The 14924-nt window shown below is 35.4% G+C and carries 14 protein-coding genes and 1 tRNA gene; 9 read left to right on the forward strand and 6 right to left on the reverse strand.

Translation table 11 applies throughout. The annotated features are described in order from the left end of the window. Positions 1–66 precede the first annotated feature (66 nt). Together IPH52_11100 and IPH52_11105 are read right to left on the reverse strand one after the other, a co-directional pair. Positions 67–2796, reverse strand: coding sequence for a SpoIIE family protein phosphatase (locus IPH52_11100; GenBank protein MBK7055583.1), 2730 nt, complete (start codon positions 2794–2796; stop codon positions 67–69). Positions 2797–2800: 4 nt separating this feature from the next. Further along, positions 2801–3106, reverse strand: a complete 306-nt coding sequence (locus IPH52_11105) for a hypothetical protein (GenBank protein MBK7055584.1) — start codon at positions 3104–3106, stop codon at positions 2801–2803. A gap of 72 nt (positions 3107–3178) precedes the next feature. Here IPH52_11105 and IPH52_11110 point away from each other — a divergent pair. The 5 genes from IPH52_11110 to IPH52_11130 all read left to right on the forward strand — a co-directional run bounded on the left by IPH52_11110 (position 3179) and on the right by IPH52_11130 (position 7926). Next, a tRNA-Ala gene (locus tag IPH52_11110) sits at positions 3179–3251 on the forward strand. A gap of 323 nt (positions 3252–3574) precedes the next feature. After that, a complete protein-coding gene (locus IPH52_11115; protein ID MBK7055585.1) occupies positions 3575–4111 on the forward strand; it encodes a peptide deformylase in 537 nt (178 codons plus the stop codon). A 123-nt stretch (positions 4112–4234) separates the two neighbouring features. Further along, positions 4235–4990, forward strand: a complete 756-nt coding sequence (locus IPH52_11120; protein MBK7055586.1) for a hypothetical protein — start codon at positions 4235–4237, stop codon at positions 4988–4990. A gap of 126 nt (positions 4991–5116) precedes the next feature. After that, positions 5117–6241, forward strand: a complete 1125-nt coding sequence (locus IPH52_11125) for a diguanylate cyclase (GenBank protein MBK7055587.1) — start codon at positions 5117–5119, stop codon at positions 6239–6241. Positions 6242–6261: 20 nt separating this feature from the next. Further along, complete coding sequence (locus tag IPH52_11130; protein MBK7055588.1) at positions 6262–7926, forward strand: PAS domain-containing protein; 1665 nt, start codon at positions 6262–6264, stop codon at positions 7924–7926. Here the strand turns inward: IPH52_11130 and IPH52_11135 are convergent, their stop codons facing one another. Then, positions 7927–9192 carry a cyclic nucleotide-binding domain-containing protein gene (locus IPH52_11135; GenBank protein MBK7055589.1) on the reverse strand — a complete coding sequence of 422 codons (1266 nt, stop codon included), beginning with the start codon at positions 9190–9192 and terminating at the stop codon, positions 7927–7929. A 317-nt stretch (positions 9193–9509) separates the two neighbouring features. Between IPH52_11135 and IPH52_11140 the strand changes: the two genes are divergently transcribed. The 4 genes from IPH52_11140 to IPH52_11155 all read left to right on the forward strand — a co-directional run bounded on the left by IPH52_11140 (position 9510) and on the right by IPH52_11155 (position 12093). Beyond that, positions 9510–9938 carry a hypothetical protein gene (locus IPH52_11140; GenBank protein MBK7055590.1) on the forward strand — a complete coding sequence of 143 codons (429 nt, stop codon included), beginning with the start codon at positions 9510–9512 and terminating at the stop codon, positions 9936–9938. 324 nt (positions 9939–10262) lie between these two features. Next, positions 10263–10496, forward strand: coding sequence for a hypothetical protein (locus IPH52_11145; protein ID MBK7055591.1), 234 nt, complete (start codon positions 10263–10265; stop codon positions 10494–10496). A 235-nt stretch (positions 10497–10731) separates the two neighbouring features. Beyond that, positions 10732–11223 (forward strand): hypothetical protein, encoded by a 492-nt coding sequence (locus tag IPH52_11150; protein MBK7055592.1) that lies wholly within the window; start codon positions 10732–10734, stop codon positions 11221–11223. 6 nt (positions 11224–11229) lie between these two features. Then, complete coding sequence (locus tag IPH52_11155; GenBank protein ID MBK7055593.1) at positions 11230–12093, forward strand: 3'(2'),5'-bisphosphate nucleotidase CysQ; 864 nt, start codon at positions 11230–11232, stop codon at positions 12091–12093. A 21-nt stretch (positions 12094–12114) separates the two neighbouring features. On the opposite strand, the gene IPH52_11160 is transcribed toward IPH52_11155, so the two are convergent. The 3 genes from IPH52_11160 to IPH52_11170 all read right to left on the reverse strand — a co-directional run bounded on the left by IPH52_11160 (position 12115) and on the right by IPH52_11170 (position 14920). Continuing rightward, positions 12115–12888, reverse strand: coding sequence for a response regulator (locus IPH52_11160; protein ID MBK7055594.1), 774 nt, complete (start codon positions 12886–12888; stop codon positions 12115–12117). Between the two features lie 141 nt (positions 12889–13029). Then, entirely contained in the window at positions 13030–13833 is an 804-nt protein-coding gene (locus IPH52_11165; protein ID MBK7055595.1) for a prepilin peptidase, read from the reverse strand. Then, on the reverse strand, positions 13826–14920 hold the full coding sequence (locus tag IPH52_11170; protein ID MBK7055596.1) for an aminotransferase class I/II-fold pyridoxal phosphate-dependent enzyme: 1095 nt from the start codon (positions 14918–14920) through the stop codon (positions 13826–13828). The genes IPH52_11165 and IPH52_11170 overlap by 8 nt, the downstream gene beginning before the upstream one ends. Positions 14921–14924 lie beyond the last annotated feature (4 nt).

The following is a 14924-nucleotide window of genomic DNA, read 5'->3' on the forward strand; positions in this document are numbered from 1 at the left end:
AAAAAAGAGAAATCGTTTTTAAGCAAGCAGAATTTAATTTATTAACTCACCTTGTGTATGGGTGATTTATTGAATTCTTTTTTCTATGATGACGGTATTAATTCCATTCTCGTGAATGTAACTGACTTTATCCATTAGCTTTTCTACGAGGAATACACCGAAACCACCACGACGCTCACCTTTTAGATTGGCTTCTAAAGAAGGAGCGGGAACAGCAGAGCGGTCAAAGAATTTTCCTTTGTCCTGAATCATGATAATGATAGAATCGTCTGTGAATTTAACAGCACAGTCGAAGGTAGGATTAGGAAGCTTTGTGTCTTTATAGGAATGCATCACAACGTTAGTTGCTGCTTCATCGTAGCAGAGTAGAATATCATCGCATAGAAATTCGGCTAGATTACGAATCTTAATTGTTTCAAATAGGAAATCACGAAACTTAGGTATAGATGCATTATTCGCTGGAAATGTTTTTCGGAATTGGTAGTCATCATTGAATTTTAATATAAGAACAGTGAAGTCATCGAACTGCTCTGTAGTTTGAGAGTAATCCACGATTTCTTTGTATACTTCTTCGATGATTTCCTGAGGGTGTTTATTTCTACGCTTAATGATTTCTTGAACAAATCTTTCTAGACCAAACTCAACATCATCTTTGTCCTTTTCTTCGATAGCACCGTCTGTATAGAGAACAACCATATCTCCTGACTTTGGTTTGATTCTTCCGCCTACATATTTCATCGAAGGAATTACTCCAAGAGGAGCACCGGTCCCTTTTATGAACTCATAGCTATTATCCGCTTTAATCCAAATTTGATCATTATGACCGGCTGAGGCAAATTCTATTTCCATAATGGATGGATCATAGTGAATGAAGAAAAGAGTAACAAACATTCCCGATTGAGAATCTTCATAGATAAGTGAATTAGCTGCTTTTAATAATTCAGCAGGATTCATCTCGTGGTTACGACTGAGTGTGCGCATGACAGAAGAACTCATTGCCATGAATATTGCTGCTGGAAGGCTCTTACCGGAAACGTCTGCAATTAGAAAGGAAAATTGTCCGTCTTCGTATTTATAGAAGTCATAGAAGTCCCCGGATACTTCTTTTGCCGGAACTGATTTTACTCCTAGTTCAAAGTTAGATCCAGATGGAATTTTCGATGGCAAAATATTATTTTGAATATTGCGGGTAATCTCTATTTCCTTCTGCATTGCTTTCTTTGCGATCATATCTGCATTGAGCTTAATGTTCTCGTATCCTTTAATGAATTGAGAAGAAATAGTTTGGAGCAAACGAAGATTATTTTCTTTGAAAAATGTATTGTCAATTCTCTCAGAAATACAAATCGCCCCAAACGGTTTCTGGTTATTACCCAGTAGAGGTAGAACGATAAAGGAATCTTTCAGGAATTTCTTGTCTAAAAGGTCAGCGTCTTCATCAACAATATAAGATTCTTTCAGTAAGATTTTATTTTCAATGATTGCATGAACGATAAGTGAGTCTCTTGGGAATGTTTCATGGGATTTGTCTTCAACACCATCTATAAAAGACCATAGATTTAGCTTTTCTTTGTTTTGATCGATTATGAGGATAACAGCACGTTTGGCGTCAAGCTCTCTAACTACGATACGGATTGATTTACGAATTAAATCTTGTTCGTCTTTGGATTCTAGAACTGCTTTTCCTAAATCAAAAAGACTTCCCAGTTCACTTACTTTTTTTTCTAATTCTCGGTTTGTTTTTTCAAGGTTATCAAGGAGTCTTGTCTTTTGAATTGCTACAGCCGCCGCATCTGAGAAACTAAGAAATAATTCAATATCACTATCGTTGAAGTTATTTCGGTCAATGGTGTTAATTCCTTCCATGACTCCAATGACTTCGTCGTCTGCGATTAAGGGGGCAGCTAAAATATTACGCGTTGTAAAATCGGAGGCTTTATCTACTACTTTGTAAACACGGTCATCATTTTGTGCATCGTTGATAATCATTGGCACGCGGGTAACGGCGACTGTCCCCGCAATTCCTTTACCCATAGGCACACGGATTTTTTGGATTTCTTCTTCTTTTTCTCCTGCGACAATATGAAAATACAATTCATTCTTTGCTTTGTCAACGAGTAAGATAGAGCAGGATTCTGTTCTGAATACACTCTTTACAGATTCCATTACGTCTTTTAATAGATTGGTAAGATGACGAGAAGAGTTGATTAATCCAGACACTCGAATTACTTCTTTGAGTAAAAATTCTAAGCGAGTATTTTTTTGAAGGTTGTCTGTTGAATTGAGTAAAAGCTGAATTGCTGTTGTGAAGTGTAAAAAGATTTCTCCGTTTTCAGGAAGAACGAGCGAGTCCTTTAAGAGTCTACTTAATGTTTTGGAGTAAACAGAGATTAGCTCAAAGTCATTAGTAGAAAAGTTTTCGAAGTGATTGATTCCTGCGAGTAGAAAAACTCCAATCGATGTAGCTTCATCTCCTAGAAAGCATGAAATATAGGTCTGGTCTGCATCAATCTTGGAACCGGGAATGGTTGAATTTTTTTTAATTCGAAAACTTCTTTTCTCTCTGAAGGAGTGATTCGCTAATAACCGTGCTTCTTCTGATAAAGTCTCTGCGCCAAAACTTTTAAGAGTATTTTTCTCATCTAGAAAAAATAAAAAGCCAGATTTTGCTCCGACATTTTTTATTGCTTCATTTAAGATTAATACAAAAACCTGTGTTAGGTTTTCATTTTCTTTGACCGATGCAGTTCCTCCAGAGTTACTTTGAAGGAGAGTTAAAAGAGTAGATTGCAGCAAACGTTTATGAAAAGTTCAGCTTAAGAGTTTCTTCTCGGAGCTTTTTGTTAGCTTGTTCTAGCTCTTTGATTTTATCGAGCGCATTCATAAGCTCATCTCTTGAAATATTAGAAACTATATCGGAAGCTTGCATTGTTTGTTGTGCGTTTTTCATTTCAGATGAAGAATAATCAATAATAGACTCATACATTTTAATAATTTGATCTGCATTCGAAAGTTCTTTTTCATTGAGTTTCAGAACTTTTTCATAGCCTTTGATGATGTCGCTTTGAGCCATCACTTTCTTTTGTAAACTTTCTATCGTTTCCATAAAAATCACCTTTTAAATATAAAACTTAAATTGACACATAGGATATAGTTTTGAAACTCATACTATACCTACGGGGACGTAGCTCAGCTGGGAGAGCATTTGCATGGCATGCAAGAGGTCGGGGGTTCGATCCCCCTCGTCTCCAATCTAAAATTACGTCTACATAATTTCTATTGATTATTGATTGTATGTCAATGTTTTTTTTGCTTGCTTGAATTTTTCATTTATATTTTGAGAATGGATATTATCGTAACTATCAGGTTAAAATTTGCCACAGAGACACAAAGGCACAGAGAAAGATTGAGGGTATTGGATTTCAATGAATAATGCATACGTTGTATTTAATATTTTCAAAAGAATGAATCTACCTAGAGATTATAAGGGTAGTAAAAATGAATTCAATCCTCTTAATCTCTGTGTCTCAGTGCCTCTGTGGCAGGCTTATTAGTTTATACATTTGGAGAATTTATGGCTGCGAGAAAAGTCCTTAGATTAGGCGATCCTGTACTTAGAAAAATGAGTCAGGCTATTACGGAAGACGAAACAAAGACCAAAGAGTTTAAAAAGCTGATTAAAGACATGTTTGATACTATGAAGTTTGAAAATGGAGTGGGATTAGCAGCACCACAAATCGGTGTTTTGAAACGGTTAGTAGTAGTTGGAGTTGAAAACTCAGAGCGTTATCCGGGCACACCCGATATTGAAGAAAGAATTCTAATCAATCCAGTCATAACAGCTTTAGCACCACCGGGAGCAGGTTTTTGGGAAGGATGTCTCTCTGTTCCTGGAATGAGAGGACTCGTAGAGCGACCTAACAAAATCAAAATAGAATGGTATGACGAAAAATGGAATCATCATTCTGAAATTGCGGAAGGCTATAGAGCAATCGTATTCCAACATGAATGCGATCATCTAGATGGAGTTCTCTATGTGGATAGACTCAAAGACTCAAAACTATTTGGTTATACGGATGTGATTGATACGCATGGCAATGAACTTGACTAAAAACAAATAAGATTTACCTACACGAGAAAGCTAAGGCGTAAAGAAAAGAGATTGCCAATAAACTCAAAAATCTCTGCAAACTTGCAACCTCTACGATTAAACTTTTCTTAGTCTTTCCTTTAAATGAAAATATATATACAAACTTTATTCCTATTTTTCTTTTCCATTTCTTTGTTGGCAACTGATGAGGATAATCAGGATAAACCCTCCTACCATAAAGGAAAAATTCTAACCGATATTGGTTTTGCTAATCTTAGCTCTGAAGTTTCTTCGCGTTCAAATCCGAATACGTTTACTTCCCTCTACTTTTTATATGATGTAAGGCCATTACTGCTTTCCTCGAATACCCAAAGCGTTGAACTCGGATTGTATAAATATGCAAGTTATAGTAAGCCTGAGATTGAAAATTACAATTCCAGACTAGGTGTAGAATATGCCATCTTCGATTGGTTGGGAATTGGTGCATCGGTTTCCGCGACGCGTGTCAGAATTACTAAGATTACTCCCGGTAGTTATCTTACTGCAACGTCTAGTTTTTTTCTGCCAACTTCTCCAAATGGCAAGCCTCCTACAATCAGTGATTATTTTAGTTTTAGCAGACAGGAATTTAGAATTAACTTCGCTACCATTGACTTAGAGGCAAGTTTACATTATCCTTATAAAATCTTCGATCCATACTTTAGATTCGGGTATGGGGCTACACCCGGTTATCCCGGTGTTTATAAGACTTCTATTGTAGGTGGACTTAGAATATTTTGGGAGAATTCTTATTTCCAAACAGAATACATTCAAGATTTTCTGTATGGTATTCGAATTCAGCAGACTGATTATTTACTGGAACGAGGATTTCGACTTGGTATTGGCTATTCCTGGTTTTAAAAATATTTAGGGATTGGTTTTCCTTTGTTAAAAAAGATATTGACTTGTAAGTCTACCTAGCACAGGTTTTTTAGGTAAAGGTTTTAAATCGAGAAAGCTCTAGGGTTTAATGCTGAGGATTTTTGAATGAAGTTAGTAATTGATAAAGAAAAATTAAAGAGTATTCAAGATGAAAAAGCCACGGAGAAAAAATACACACTCCTGCTCGTTGACGATGAACCTGCCAATATTGAAGCTCTCACAATGATCTTGGAAGACACCTACAATATTATAAAAGCCTACACAGGCGATGAAGCACTTGCTTTTATTAAGGAAGACCCTAATCCTTCTAGAATTCATTTGATTATCTCTGATCAGAGAATGCCCGGTATGAGTGGCGTTGAATTTTTAAAGCAGACAATCGCCATTATCCCCAGATCCATTCGAATGATACTCACCGGCTTTACTGATATCAATGACATCATTGATTCCATCAATGAAGGAAAGGTCTATAAATTTCTTACAAAGCCTATTGAGCCGAAAGATTTGATTATCTCTATCCAAAGAGCTTTAGAAGCATATGAGTTAGAAAAACAAAATATCATCTTAATTGAGCAACTAAAAGAGATGAATGAAAACTTAGAAAAATTAGTTCAGGAAAGAACTGAACAATTACAAGAGTCTCTAACTATTTTACAAAAACAAAAAGAAGAACTAGAATATCTTTCCAATTTTCAAGACACACTCGTCAATGAGTTGGAAGTATTGTCTATTACAGATCCTCTGACCGGCCTGGCTAATCGTCGTTGGCTTGAATCATTTGCTAAAGAAGAGTGCGAAAAAGCATTTCGTAAAAAAGATGAAATTTCCGTAATCATGTTAGACATTGATCATTTTAAACGGTATAATGATTTTTATGGACATGCAATGGGAGACAAATGCATTAAGACTGTTGCTGAGATCATCAAGAAAAGTATTCGTCCTAAGACCGACCTAGCCGCTCGCTATGGTGGAGAAGAGTTCTGTTGCGTTCTAACTAAGACTGGATTAGAGGAAGCATGGAAAATTGCTGAATCTATGATACAAGGTCTAAAAGCCGAAGCTATTCCACACGAAAAATCCGACACTTCAAGCATGGTAACCATTAGTCTTGGGGTTTATTCTGCTTTGCCTACAGATGAAGGCGCTTGGAAAGAATTGATTTTACGAGCGGATGATTACCTATACAAAGCAAAAACAAATGGTCGCAATCAAGTATGGTATAAAGAATAAGTTTACCACTTAGCAACGCCGTGAAACAACAAATCAAGCAGTTTTCTAACAAGATTTTAATTTATGAAGAAGAACCGTCAGTTAGAAATAAAATCATTCATACCCTAACGGCTAAAGGATATTTTCCTGAAAAAGTTGAAACAGTCACAGACATACTTCTAATTCTAAAAAACGATATTCCCTGTTTATTAATTCTTGATTTATCGGGGAGCGAAATTCTTTCTTTCTTAGAAAAGAATGATTTATCGAATGAACTACCAATTCTTTTTTTATGTAAAGAATTTGATCTAATCAACAGTAAGGAATTTCCTGAAAGAGTTACGGATACTATACATAAGCCGATTAGAGCCAAAGAGCTTTTATATAGAGTTAAGAACCTAATAAACCTTAACCATACGTTCCATGACCTAAGGAAAGAGAAACTTGAATTGGAAATAGATATGAAAGTTCAGAGATTAATTGAATCAGAACTCCTTGAAAAAGAAAATCGTCTCGCTACAATTCTAGATAGTGTAGAGGCATTTATTTATATTAAAGATACACATTATCGATACCAATATGCAAATAAAAAGGTTTGCGATTTATTTCATCAGTCGCTTGAAGATATTATCAATAAGGATGATTATGAATTTTTTGATAGTGAAACGGCGACTAATCTACGACAGAATGATCGAAGAATCATTGATTACGGAGAGAGAATTGAGGAGGAGGAAATAAATACAGGAAAGAATGGTTTAATTACTAACGCATTTCTTTCTGTGAAACTTCCATTATATAAAGAAGACGGAACCGTCTATGCGTTAAGCGGCATATCAACAGAAATCACAAAGCATAAGCAGGCTGAAGATAAACTAAAGCGTGCTTTAGCTCAGTTAGAGGAACAACATACACAATTAAAGTCTACACAAGCTCAATTAGTGCAAGCAGAAAAGATGGCAGGGCTTGGAACGTTAGTCGCCGGTGTAGCACATGAAGTAAACAATCCAACAAATTATATTTTCTTAAGCTCTAAGGCATTGGAGCGAGATTTGATTACATTTAAAGAAGAAGTGATTCAATTGATGGTGGGTAGTGAATCGAATGTAATCAAATACTTTGAGGATAACTTCAATAAGTTTCAAAGGTCACTATCAAACATTCTCGAAGGTGGTGAGCGGATAAGAATGATTGTCCAGGACTTGCGATCTTTTTCTAGACTCGATGAGGCAGAGAAGAAACACGCAAGTATATATGAAATATTGGATTCCACTCTAAGAATTGTTAAGATTCAGTATAAAAAAGAAATCAAGATAAATATGGAGTCTTTCATTGATAAAAGTATTGAGTGTTATCCGGCGCAACTAGGACAAGTCTTTCTGAACGTTTTAATTAATTCCTGTCAGGCGATTTTGCAAAAAAAGAAAGATGTTAATGAGGTATTTGCTGGAAGAATAAAAATATCTGTTCAAAGTAATTATGATACAATAGAAGTAATCTTTGACGATAATGGCTGTGGTATGTCGGATGACGTTCGAAAGAAAATCTTTGAGCCTTTCTTTACGACTAAGCTTATTGGTCAGGGAACAGGACTTGGTATGTCAATTTCTTATGGCATTATTCAAAAACACAATGGACAAATCACTGTAGAATCAGAAGTAAATGAGGGCACAAAGATTATGATCAGATTACCGATAGGCGGAATATAGTTAAATCTGTTTGAGTGAGGAAACTGTAATCGAAGTATTATTTAATTTTCTAGCTAGAATTCTAGAAAGATAAACTCCATACATTGGGTATTTTCGAATTGTATCAATCCAATCTCTAGCAGAAATAAAAATTACTTGTGAAATAGTTTTGGCTTTAACCGTAGCGGTTCGTCTGTGTCTTAATAAGAATGCCATTTCTCCAATGAAAACATCACTACTATCGAGGATACTAACGATTTTCCCATCAATCCATGCTTCGAATTCTCCCTTTACGATGAAATAGAGTCCATCGCTTTTGTCTCCTTTTTGAAATAGAAAATCTCCGGCAGATAATTCGATTACCTTATGATTTTCTAGTCCTTGCGGCAATTTAGAGTTAGTTGCATCATAGGAGATTTCTAGGGTAACTTTATTTCCGGGTTCATGGTAAGTGATTGAGTCGATAAAACATTTTGTCATTAGAATACCACGACCACTATAGCCTTTGACTTCTAAGAGATTAGCATTTAGAAAGGATTTGAAATCAAAGCCTTTGCCCTTATCTGTAATCGTGATTGAAATCTTAGTCTCTAAAAGTTCGTATTCCAAAGTGACAATGCGGCTGGCTATCTTTGGGTCTTTCTTTTTTAATTCTACTAGCTCACGCATTTTGCGATCGTCTAGCATCCATTCTTTTTTTTCATCGGTTGTAATTTCACAATTTCCATGTTCAATGGCGTTTATGAGCATTTCATTTAAAGCGAATATAACGCCGTATTTCTTCTGAGTCTGAATAAGTCCTCTGTTTGCGAGGTTACTTGCGATTAGCTCCGCATAAGCTTTCACGTCATCAATTTCAGATTGGATTACAAACAATCCTTTGGTTCCAATGTCCTGGATGATACCGGCTCTGAATAGGAGATTTTCGTTTCGCATGAGAACAGAAAGTATCTTTGGCATCTGGGTTAAAATTTCAAAGGGAGAAAAAATGTAAAAGAAAGGAAAGTCGATTGCGCCTAATTCTGATTTGTCTTCCTTGATTCCAAATATGCCAGTATTACTGAGCCAATGATCGTGAGCAATCGTATGAAAAATCTTGGGAGTAGAAAAATCTATATCATCCAAATCAAAGATAGCAAACTGAGGCATGATGTATTCTAAAAAATGAAGGGTCTCACCCGGCTCTTTGCTAACTACAAATTCAAAGTCTAGGAAAATATTTTCCGTCAGAGACTTTTCTATACTAGCTCCCAGCTCTTCGTTCTTAGAAAAAAATACTATCATCATGGATTTGATACCTGGTTCAATATGAAAAGCAAACCAAACTAATACAAGGATTTTTTTAATAAAGATTTACTGCTGTCTTGTATAGCTTGGCTAAAGAGCGATAAGTGGCAATGTCATTAAGATAAGGATTTTTCACCGCGAAGGGCGCGAAGATCACGAAGGGATTTATCAATGAATCCTGTCCTTTCTTCGCGTTTTTCCTCTCTTCGCTTAGTAGCTCACCAACAGCCGAGCTATGTGGTTAATTCTTTTTCTTTATAAGAACTTTACAAAATAATGCTTACTATTTAAGTAGTATATATACAAAGGAGTAAAAGATGAATCAGACGATCACAATGCCGGACAATTGGAATCTTATTTTTAGAGATGAGCTTTTACTCGGAGAAGGCTTTTTTAGCACAAGCTTTGAAGACACAGAAGGATTTTTTGAAATCAATGTAAATTATGTTCCTTCTTTAGAAAAATACTACATCGAGAATGTACAACTAAGAGGAACGAAGGAAATTTTAAAGAATAAGAATTATTCTACCTTTGCGGCTAATGAGAAGGATGCGATGCTTCGAGCAAAAGAAATGGCGAGTTTTATAAACCAATTCATTTTAAAACCATCAGTCGCAAACCTATTAAAGCAAATTCCTCTTCATATCATTTCTATCGACGATGACTTTCATTTTTTAGGCAAACAACAAAATACTACTCCTGCAAATAATCCGAATTACGAAGAGTCGTTATTTATGTTGGGGTAGGGCTGTGGGATTGTAAAAAAAGACTCTGTAAATCGACATGGCTCATACCTCGCCTATTTCTTTCACTAAAAAATGTTCTCTAGGAATTTGAATTAATTCTGTTATGTCAGTTCTTTTACAGTAAGTATGCATTGTCTATAAATCTAACTTACTGTTCGCAATATTCTTATGTGTTGTATCAAAGATACTCAAAATGACAAATTCAGTATCTTTGATAGTATCCTTAATATTATACTTGATAGCATTTTTGATGTATGGTCTACCAATCCTCCGGTCCATGTTAAGCTGTCCCTGTCTAAGAACGAAAAGAAGGCAAACTGCTGTATGCCACTGGAAATATTAAATCGGCTTTGTGTTTGGTTTGGACTTTATGTAGCCCGACATCGAATTCTGAACTTTGCAGTATTGGAAAGTCTTTCCGCGACAAGAACAACTGCTTTTTTAGCTCTAATCCTTACCGTTGTAACAAAACTGTTTCCCGATTATTTTTATGTAATTTTGTTTCTCTGCATTGGAATATTTCTATTTGCAAGTCGTGATAAAAAAAATATCGGATAGAAAATCGATCCGCGTTTATTTGTTTGAATTTGCTTCCTTCGAGTGGTAATCTTTAAGAGGTTTCCACTAGCTTGAAGTTTGCGGCCAAGTCCCTTGTTGGCACATTCGTAATCTATCCCCTTCCTAGCTTGCTCTAACCCTAGGTTTTCTTTTTAGCAAAAGCTACCAAATATGTATTTCTTTTTAAAAATAGATTCCGATAATGGTATTAAAATCTAACATAGGTGAACTAATCATGAAACCATTTTTATCGACAATTCTTATTGCATATCTATTTACGTCTGGTCTTTTTGCAGCGGACAGAATTCAACAAGAGAATTCTAAAGTAATTGATGAATTTGCAAAAACAGAAGAATATATTAAAAACAGAAAGATTTCTAAAGAGTATAGAAAAAAGACCTTAGAAAAGAATCTGACCAATGCAATCAAGTATACAATGCATAAAAAATTCCCTGATTACCAATCTAAAATCAAAGACTTGAAAGCAGATGCTCTTAAGTTTGAGCAAGAGAAAGGAACTTTCAATTACTACCTAAATTACAAAGAGTATTATATATTTTACAACTTTGCCGTTGACCCAGAAGTTTACCTCCAATTGCCAATTGATGAGAAAATGTATATTAAGTTAGGCGATCAAGACAAAGAAACAGCAGCTACTGCTCCTCCTGAGCCTGCTAAGAATGCAAATACACAAGGACCAAATAAGCCATTGGGAGAGCCGAAGTAACCTATTTTGATTTCTAATAAATCGAAAGAATTTGACCTAGCTATCTCTTCTGTTTTGAGTGCAGGAAAGATAGTTAGAGAAATCTATAATTCCAGTTTCTCCGTAAGCTGGAAAGCAAAAGATGATCCTCTCACTGAAGCAGATATTCAGGCAAACAAAGAAATAATCTCTCAAATTCAAAACCAATTTCCTTCTGATGGAATTCTCTCCGAGGAGATAACGGATAACAAAGCCCGTCTTGAAAAGAGCCGAGTCTGGATAATAGATCCAATTGATGGAACCAGAGAGTTTGTCGCAAAGAATCCTGAATTCTCCATTAGCTTAGGACTTGCTATTGACGGCAAACCAGTATTAGGCGTAGTTTTTAATCCAATCACAAGAGAATTAATGAGCGGAATAGTAGGGGAAGGTGTTTCTTGTAATATTGTAGGAGAAGACTTGGAGTTAGATATTTCTCAGATTCAACTGAGTAAGATTCACTTTGCGGAGAATGTGGATAAACCTTCCGTTTATGTATCTCGTTCTGAATTTTATAAATACAAACTATTTGATACGAATCCCTATTGGAATGATAATTTCATTTTAAAACCAATAGGTTCTATTGCGTATAAGCTTGCCTTAACCGCTGCTGGTCTAGGAGATCTAAGTCTATCGCTTAAACCTAAGAGTGAATGGGATATCTGTGCGGGCATTGCTCTAATTCTTGCCGCGGGTGGAATGGTAATCGACTTAAAGAATCAAACAGATATACCGTTTAACGCATTACTACCCCGTATCAATGGTATATTAGGTGGAAATCCATTCTTAGTAAAACGTTTAATTGAAAGTGACGGCAAATTTTTTAAAGACTCTTTAGTTGATTGGAATTGAGTAATCCCTGTCTTTAAAAGCTTACTTTTCATTTTTCGTTTCTATCAAGGAAACAGAGTAATCAATCTTATCAATTTCCATTAAAAAGAAACTGCAAATACTCGGAATTATTTTACCATGCCTATCTTTAAAATTTAATTCAATATTATTTAGTATTCTATCTTTTATATATTTTGGGATATGCTTTTCTCTGGCGGATGGGTCTTCCCATAAATTTAAGTCTAACGATGTTTTGCCTATGATGTCTTCTTTCTTCAAGTCAAACAGTATTTCAAACTTTTTATTTACGTCTACAATCTCGCTCGTTGCTATTTTTGTAATGGAGATTGCGATTGGTGATAACTGAAATATTTTGTAGAATTTCTCTTCACTGATTTGAAGTGCGGTTTCTTTTTGTCGTTCTTTTATTTTAGCTTCGAATAATTTAAACGCCATTTTTATTGATGCGTCTAATACCGTAATGCCGCTATGTTTTACAACATAACCGTAAGAGGTAATTCTTTCAGTCTTTTCTACAATCTCAGGTTCAGTGTGACTTGATAAGAACAGTAAGGGTATATCTGCATCTTTTAAAATCAATTCTGCGGCTACTGTCCCGTCTATCCCGTTTCCTAAATCAATATCCATTAGAACAAGATCAAATTCTTCTTTCTCTAATTGAATTAAATCAACAGCAGACTCACCGGAAAAAACATGCGTTACATGATAGCCAAATTGAATTAACTGTTTCTTCTGTATGTATGCTAGAATTTCTTCATCTTCTACGAGAAGTATTTTTTTATTCGATTTAGTCATTGCATTTCTTTTAAGAATTCAATCCATTCTAAAGAATCCCTCGACTTAATGAAAGCAAAAAAGGTCGATAGTATTTTTTTAATTAATTAAACGAATATAAGATTATATTCATAAAGGCGGATAAACCATATAATTTAAAATTCACAATTCAACATTCATAATTACAAAGGCTTTTGCGAGAAAAGATATTAATAATCCTAATCCGAAAAAGAACCCCATGGGTATTGGCATATTACGAATAGCCTCTCCTTTCTTGCGAGAGAGAAATGCCCAGCTAACCGCTAAGATATAAGAAGAATTTAGAAAGATCATCCAATAGGGATGACCACATAGAAAAGCAAAAGCGGGGGCAAAGATTACATCCCCGAGACCAATTCCTTTTGGATAGATGAGCCAGAGAAGAATATAAAAAGCAATAAATCCGCCTAGCACAGCATAATCAAATAGATCAGGTAGCTCGTTGTAGAATAGGTAATTTGCAGTGACACCAAAGAAAATGATAAATGGCAAATTCTCGTAATCCAACGAAAACTTATTATAATCCGTTATCATTGATACTAAGACATGACCGAAGAAAGGAAGTAGCAGAAAGGAAAATAGTAAATTGCCGCTCGCATAGAAGAATAAACAAAATAAGAGCCCAAATATAAATTCAATCCAGGGATAATGAGGAGATATCTCTACTCCACAGGCTTTGCATTTACCAGAAGTGAATAAGTAACCGAGAATTGGTGTTAGATGAATTGCTTTTACATTTGTATTGCAATTCTCACATGCACTAGGCTTTGTAAAAATAATCTTCCACTTTTCTCTGAATGTATATTTCTTTCTAAGTGGACTGTAAAAATATTTTAGAATTCTTTCTCCGAGAGTTGTGTAGAAACTAGCAAAGCAAGCCGCAATAATAAAACCATAAAAGTAAAAAAGAAATTTTATACTAAGCAAGTTCTTGAAGAGCTTTCATTCCCAATGCTAATTTTTCTCTTGTATTGGCAAAGCTGATTCTAATATAACTATGGCTCTCATTAAAGATAAATCCCGGAACTACAATTAATTTCTTTTCTAGAACCGCTCGCTTTACAAAGTCTTCATCGTTTCCTTTTACCTTTAAAAAGAAATAGAATGCCCCACCACTTTTATCTACAGGATAATAGTCCTTAAGCGATTCGTATACAAAATCTCGATTTGACTTGTATTCACTGATATAAGAGCTCATATCAGTTTTTAATGCTTCAATTCCAGCCCATTGTGTGACAGAGGGAGCGCATACGATAGTATATTGCTGAAGAGTGGTTAATACCTTGATGACTTCTTCGCTAGCCAGAATAGAAGCAAGTCTGAGTCCAGTCATGCTATATGTCTTTGAAAAACCAGAAAGAGTAATCGCCTTTTCGTAGAAAGAACCAACGGATAAAAACTTTTTGTCATAATCAAACAATTCATAGATTTCATCGGATATAAGATAAGCATCATTAGCCTCTGCAAGCTCAGCTAGAAGTTCGAGTTGCTCTTTTGACATCACATATCCTGTTGGATTTGATGGATTAGAATAGATGATGAGTTTTAGATTTTGAAATTTTAATTTCTTTGTGTCTTCTTTTGTGAATTTTTCATCTAGAGTGTGTGTCTTCGCACCATGAAATTTTAACATGGATGGATACATTAAGAAGTAGGGTGAGATGATCAAGCATTCATCTCCTTCATTTACTAGAGCAGAGAATAATAGTAATAAGGCGGAGCTAATCCCTGATGTAACAAGCAGTCTAGAAGGGGTTGCATACTTGATATGATTTACGGTTTCGTATTTTTTTACGAGCGCTTCTTTTAGTTCAGGGATTCCCGCTGTTAATGTGTAAGCAGTCTTACCATCAGTAGCCGCCTTATTCATAGCTGCTATAATATTGGGTGGACAAGGAAAATGCGGCTGTCCGATAGAAAGGTTGATTGGATTTTCTAAAGTTGCCGCTAATTCAAATGCTTTACGAATAGGAGATGTGTCTAATCCACTTACGTGGGTTGAAAATGTTTTCATGTAA

The organism is Leptospiraceae bacterium (genome assembly GCA_016708435.1).
GTDB lineage: Bacteria > Spirochaetota > Leptospiria > Leptospirales > Leptospiraceae > UBA2033.